This is a genomic window from Rhodobacter capsulatus SB 1003, assembly GCF_000021865.1.
Taxonomy (GTDB): Bacteria; Pseudomonadota; Alphaproteobacteria; order Rhodobacterales; family Rhodobacteraceae; genus Rhodobacter; species Rhodobacter capsulatus_B.
Genome location: NC_014034.1, coordinates 3,573,546 through 3,580,000, shown reverse-complemented (window position 1 = coordinate 3,580,000; position 6,455 = coordinate 3,573,546). Strand labels below are relative to the sequence as shown.

1 protein-coding gene, 1 tRNA gene and 2 rRNA genes (1 of these 4 only partly in view) are annotated in these 6,455 nt (G+C 62.8%); 3 read left to right on the top strand and 1 reads right to left on the bottom strand.

Going from position 1 to position 6,455, the window contains the following annotated elements:
• The 3 genes from RCAP_RS16700 to RCAP_RS16690 form a co-directional block, all read left to right on the top strand.
• Positions 1-2,820 (top strand): 23S ribosomal RNA (locus RCAP_RS16700); it begins 15 nt to the left of the window's first position.
• Between the two features lie 147 nt (positions 2,821-2,967).
• Positions 2,968-3,082, top strand: a 5S ribosomal RNA gene (gene rrf / locus RCAP_RS16695).
• 69 nt (positions 3,083-3,151) lie between these two features.
• A tRNA-Met gene (locus RCAP_RS16690) sits at positions 3,152-3,228 on the top strand.
• A gap of 199 nt (positions 3,229-3,427) precedes the next feature.
• On the opposite strand, the gene RCAP_RS16685 is transcribed toward RCAP_RS16690, so the two are convergent.
• Entirely contained in the window at positions 3,428-6,436 is a 3,009-nt protein-coding gene (locus RCAP_RS16685; RefSeq protein ID WP_013069074.1) for an amino acid adenylation domain-containing protein, read from the bottom strand.
• Positions 6,437-6,455: the final 19 nt, after the last annotated feature.

The following is a 6,455-nucleotide window of genomic DNA, read 5'->3' as shown; positions in this document are numbered from 1 at the left end:
GGGCGTTTGGTGGATGCCTTGGCAGCAAGAGGCGATGAAGGACGTGATACTCTGCGATAAGTCATGGGGAGCTGAGAATGAGCTTTGATCCATGAATCTCCGAATGGGGAAACCCACCTGAATGTCGGTTATGATTGCCTGATGGCACTTCTTAATCGGCATAACCAGGTACTTTACTCCTGAATACATAGGGGGTTTAGAGCGAACCCGGGGAACTGAAACATCTAAGTACCCGGAGGAAAGGAAATCAACGATACTCCGTTAGTAGTGGCGAGCGAACGCGGACCAGCCGAGCCGTGAGAACGAGTGGAATGGTCTGGAAAGGCCAGCGATATGGGTGACAGCCCCGTACACGAAGTTTGATCGGACGCATTAAGTAGGGCGGGACACGTGTAATCCTGTCTGAAGATCGGGGGACCACCCTCGAAGGCTAAGTACTCCTTGCTGACCGATAGCGAACCAGTACCGTGAGGGAAAGGTGAAAAGCACCCCGACGAGGGGAGTGAAACAGTTTCTGAAACCGGACGCCTACAAGCAGTCGGAGCTTCCTTGAGAAGTGACGGCGTACCTTTTGTATAATGGGTCAACGACTTGGTCTTACGAGCAAGCTTAAGCCGATAGGTGTAGGCGCAGCGAAAGCGAGTCTTAAAAGGGCGACGAGTTCGTGGGATCAGACCCGAAACCAGATGATCTAGCCATGTCCAGGATGAAGGTTGGGTAACACCAACTGGAGGTCCGAACCGACACCCGTTGAAAAGGGTCCGGATGAGGTGTGGCTAGGGGTGAAAGGCCAATCAAATCTGGAGATAGCTGGTTCTCCGCGAAAGCTATTTAGGTAGCGCCTCGGACGAATACCTGCGGGGGTAGAGCACTACATGGATGATGGGGGCCCACAGCCTTACTGAGTCTAAGTAAACTCCGAATACCGCAGAGTACTATCCGGGAGACACACGGCGGGTGCTAACGTCCGTCGTGAAGAGGGAAACAACCCTGACCAACAGCTAAGGCCCCCAATTCGTGGCTAAGTGGGAAAGCATGTGGGATTTCCAAAACAACCAGGAGGTTGGCTTAGAAGCAGCCATCCTTTAAAGATAGCGTAACAGCTCACTGGTCTAGTTAAGAGATCCTGCGGCGAAGATGTAACGGGGCTCAAGCCACGAGCCGAAGCTTTGGATGTGCAGCAATGCACGTGGTAGCGGAGCGTTCTGTGATATAGCACCGCCCGACTTTAGCTCTCCTTCGGGAAAGCCTTGGTCGGACAGGTGCTGACTGTGAAGCCGGCCTGTGAGGGATCCGGTGGAGTGATCAGAAGCGAGAATGTTGACATGAGTAGCGACAAAGAGGGTGAGAGACCCTCTCGCCGAAAGTCCAAGGGTTCCTGCTTAAAGCTAATCTGAGCAGGGTAAGCCGGCCCCTAAGGCGAGGCCGAAAGGCGTAGTCGATGGGAACCAGGTTAATATTCCTGGGCCAGGAGGATGTGACGGATGCTTACTGTTGTCAGACCTTATCGGATTGGTCTGGCAGCTGCGGTGTCCCTGGAAATAGCCCTCCATATGACCGTACCCTAAACCGACACAGGTGGACAGGTAGAGTATACCAAGGCGCTTGAGAGAACCACGTTTAAGGAACTCGGCAAAATGCCTCCGTAAGTTCGCGAGAAGGAGGCCCCATTGATAGGCAACTATCGGTGGGGGGCACAAACTAGGGGGTGGCGACTGTTTACTTAAAACACAGGGCTCTGCGAAGCCGTAAGGCGACGTATAGGGTCTGACGCCTGCCCGGTGCTGGAAGGTTAAAAGGAGGGGTGCAAGCTCCGAATTGAAGCCCCAGTAAACGGCGGCCGTAACTATAACGGTCCTAAGGTAGCGAAATTCCTTGTCGGGTAAGTTCCGACCTGCACGAATGGCGTAACGATCTCCCCGCTGTCTCAAACGTGGACTCAGCGAAATTGAACTGTGTGTCAAGATGCACACTACCCGCGGTTAGACGGAAAGACCCCATGAACCTTTACTCCAGCTTTGCACTGGCATCAGGATTGTGATGTGCAGGATAGGTGGTAGCCTTTGAAGCCGTGACGCCAGTCGCGGTGGAGGCTCCCTTGAGATACCACCCTTCGCACTCTTGATGTCTAACCGCGGTCCGTCATCCGGATCCGGGACCCTGCATGGTGGGGAGTTTGACTGGGGCGGTCGCCTCCCAAATCGTAACGGAGGCGCGCGAAGGTAGGCTCAGACCGGTCGGAAATCGGTCGTTGAGTGCAATGGCAAAAGCCTGCCTGACTGCAAGACTGACAAGTCGAGCAGAGACGAAAGTCGGTCATAGTGATCCGGTGGTCCCAAGTGGGAGGGCCATCGCTCAACGGATAAAAGGTACTCTGGGGATAACAGGCTGATGATGCCCAAGAGTCCATATCGACGGCATCGTTTGGCACCTCGATGTCGGCTCATCTCATCCTGGGGCTGGAGCAGGTCCCAAGGGTATGGCTGTTCGCCATTTAAAGAGGTACGTGAGCTGGGTTTAGAACGTCGTGAGACAGTTCGGTCCCTATCTGCCGTGGGTGTAGGATACTTGAGAGGAGTTGCCCCTAGTACGAGAGGACCGGGGTGAACGTTCCACTGGTGGACCAGTTATCGTGCCAACGGTAGTGCTGGGTAGCTATGAACGGACAGGATAAACGCTGAAGGCATCTAAGCGTGAAGCCCCCCTCAAAACAAGGTATCCCTTGAGGGCCGTGGAAGACCACCACGTCGATAGGCCGGAGATGTAAGTGCAGCAATGCATTCAGTTGACCGGTACTAATTGCCCGATTGGCTTGATTTGATCCAGTAGCAGCAAGGCTCAGGACCAAAAGCAAGTATACACATTGGTTAGAAACAGAACGCTCCGCGCCGGCGCAATGCCGGTGGCCGCATCCGCGGCAGCAGCGCTTCTCAATGTACTCAGACTTGGACATGGCTTCTTCCTCGGTTTGGTGGTCATAGCGTTGGCTAAACACCCGATCCCATCCCGAACTCGGCCGTTAAGGGCCAACACGCCGATGGTACTGCGTCTCAAGACGTGGGAGAGTAGGTCACCGCCAAACCTAGAAAGAAACCAACGTTCTCTCATAACGATACCAATACCCCGATCGCAAATCAGCCCTCGGGACAAACGCGGGGTGGAGCAGCCCGGTAGCTCGTCAGGCTCATAACCTGAAGGCCGCAGGTTCAAATCCTGCCCCCGCAACCAAAGTCAATTGCCGACAGCCCGCGCTAAAACCGCGGGCCTTTTGCTTTTGCGTCTGACCTGCCCCGCGGAAGTTCTCTCGCTGTGATGGAGAGTCTGCCCAACCTGAAGGAGCAGACGATCGGAGCTTTGCCGTTTCATTGACGAGGAGGGGATCGTGACGCCGTGCGGCGGGCGATAAAGGGTCACGGCGGGTGATTGCTCATCCGGCGTCGCGCCGCGCAAACCGGGCTTCGTGGCAGGTGGGGGGCAGAGCCGGGGCCGATCGGTGGCGGTCGAGATGACGCAGGATCGTCGCCGCCAGGACCTCGGCATTGCCGGGCGTGAAATACTGCCCATGCGCCCCGGGGAGGATCTCGACGTGATGGCCCGCGGGATAGGCCTCGCGGAATACCTGCTCCGGTGCCGCCATCTGGCCATAGGGATTGAGATAGCTGCCCGCGCCGAACAGCAGCAAGGTGACGCCCGGGTAATGCAGGAAGCGGCCCTGCTCCATCAGGATGGTCAGGGCGACGTCCCGACCCCGACGCATCAGTTCCTGCCCGGCCTCGCGGATCACGAGGCCGCCCTGACAATTCCCGCCCAGATACAGCGGACCGGTCGGCGCGATCGCCGCGATCTCGTCCGCATAGAGCCGACCGAAGGCCGCCAGCGTCTCGGCACTGTAGTCGACGGCAAGATGCCCCGAGCGCAGCCCGTAAAGCGACACCGCCCCGTTCAGGCATTCGGTCAGCCGCGACAGTTCCTTGCCGGTCTGGAAGCACCAGAACAGCTGCGGAAGCGGCCCGGCGTCGCACAGGCTGCGCACCAGCCCGGCGCGGCCAAGCCGCCGACCGGGCCAGGTCGCCAGATAGGGCAGGATCCTGGCGGCCAGCGCGTTCTCGATCCCGGGGGCGGCGGCGGCAGGCGGTGCCTTGCGCCGTGCATCCACCATCAGCCCCAGGACTTCGACCGTATCAAGACCGGCCTCGAACCCGGCATCCAGCGTGATGCCGAAAGCCGCCTCGATCGCGAACAGCAGGTTCGCCATCGACAGGGAATCGAGCCCGGCCGCGTGCAGGCTGTCCCGCGTGCCGGTGACGATGCCGGTCCCGAATTCCCGGTCGATCAGCGCCATCAGCTGCGCCTCGGTCGCGGTGCCGGTGCTGCGGGCCGTTGCGGGCCGGGTCAGCTGCGGCGGCACCGGCAGGGCGCTGCGGTCGCGCTTGCCGTTGGAATTGCGCGGAATCTCGGGCACGGGCAGGAAGACCGAGGGCACCATCCAGGACGGCAGCTGTTGCGCCAGCCGCATGCGCAGCGCGACCGGATCGGGCGCGGGGGCGCCGGGGGCCATCACCAGATGGGCGATCAGACGGTCGGCGCCCTGAGGCGTGGCAAGGCGCGAGACGGCCGCATCGATCACGCCGGGCAGGCTGCAAAGCGCCGCCTCGACCTCGCCGGGCTCGAGGCGATGGCCGTTGACCTTCAGCTGGCTGTCCAGCCGACCGAGATAGACGAAGCCGCCATCGGCCCCCAGCCGTGCCCGGTCCCCGGTGCGATAGATCCGGGTCGGACCAAGACCGGGAAGATCGACCACCGGGAAGTGTTGTGCGCTCAGCCCGGGCTGGTGCCGGTATCCGGAGGCAAGGCCGGGCCCGAACAGGCACAGCTCGCCCTCCTCTCCCGGTGCGGCAAGCGTTAGGGACCTGGTCATCAGGCAGGCGCCCATGTTGTCGATGGGCCGGCCGATGCGGACGGGCTGGCCGGGCGTGCAGCGGGCGAACAGGGCCTCGACCGTGGCTTCCGTCGGCCCGTAGGCGTTGAGGAAGACCCGCCCCTTGCCCCAGCGCTCCACCAGCGCGGGCGGGCAGGCCTCTCCGGCGACGATCACATGGGTCAGCTGCGGATGCTCTGCGGGCGGGATGATCGCCAGCGCCGAGGGCGTCAGCGACAGATGCGTCAGCCGGGCCTCGGCGATGAAGCGGCCGACCGGCGGGCCGGGGATCGCCTGCAGATCCGAGGGGCAGACGAGACAGGCCCCGGCGGCCAGCGCCATCGCCATGTCCCCCACCGAGACATCGAAGCCGAAGCCGCTGAGCTGCGACACCCGCGCCTCGGCGGTGATCTCGAAATGCCGGACCGCCGCGGCCGCGTAATTGGCCAGCCCGCCGCGTGAAATCTCGACCGCCTTCGGTTCCCCGGTCGTGCCGGAGGTGAAGATCATGTAGGCGGGCGCCCCGGCCGCCGGGGGCTGCGGTTGCCACTGCGGCGCGGCGGCTTCGCCCCGTTCCGGCAGCGGACCGCAAGGGACGATGCGCAGGCCGATGTCCGGCAGGGCCGGGCTTGCGGCATTCACCACGACCGTCCGCACCGCCGCGGTGTCCAGCATCTGGCGCAGCCGCTCCTCCGGCAGGGCCGGGTCGAGCGGCACGAAGACGCCGCCAAGCTGCAGCGTGGCCAGAAAGGCGGTCACCCGGTCCACCGTCCGGCCAAGACAGACGCCGACGCTGTCGCCTGCCCCGACGCCCGCCGCGGCAAGGCTTGCGGCAAGGTCGTCGCTGCGCTGCACAAGATCGGCGTAGCTCAGACGGCGGTGCCCCATTTCGACGGCGGGCGCCCGGGGCCGCCGCCGCGCCTGCGCCGCGACAAGGGTCAGCAGATCCGGCGGCGGGGGCCGTCTTTCGCCGATCAGGATGTTCGGCGCGGCCGCGGCACGGGGCCCGGGCGGATGCGACAGCGCCTGCGCGATCCGCGGGGCGATCGCCGCGCCGCTGCCGCCCGCCATCACGACAAGCGTCTCGTCGCCTTGCAGGTCTGCCTGCAACCGCGCCAGCAGCTCTGACATGTCCGAAACATGGTCGCAGGAAAGCCCCCCGGCGCGGCAGGCTTCGGCCAGCGCGGCATCGCCGTTCCCGGCTTGGGCGGTTTCGCCCAGCGCGACCACCGGCAGCAGATAGCTGTGATCCGCCGCCCCAAGGGCCTGCGCGAAGCGCGCGGCCATGAGCGTGATCCGGCTGTGCAGCTGCGGCTCGAAGATCGCGATCAGCCGCCCCTCCGTCGTCTCGCGCAGGACGGCCAGCGCGGCCTCGATCTCGGCCGGGTGATGGGCGAAATCGTCAAAGAGGCGCAGCCGGTTTCCCGGGGCCACAGGTTGCAGCCGCCGCGCGAGTCCCGGGAAGTCTGCCAGCGCCCCGGCCGCGGTCGCAAACCCGATGCCAAGGGTCAGCGCCATTCCGAGGGCGGCCAGCGCA

Coding starts and splice junctions, on each gene's coding strand:
- RCAP_RS16685 (WP_013069074.1), bottom strand. CDS start 6,436: ATGGCGCTGACCCTTGGCATCGGGTTTGCGACCGCGGCCGGGGCGCTG.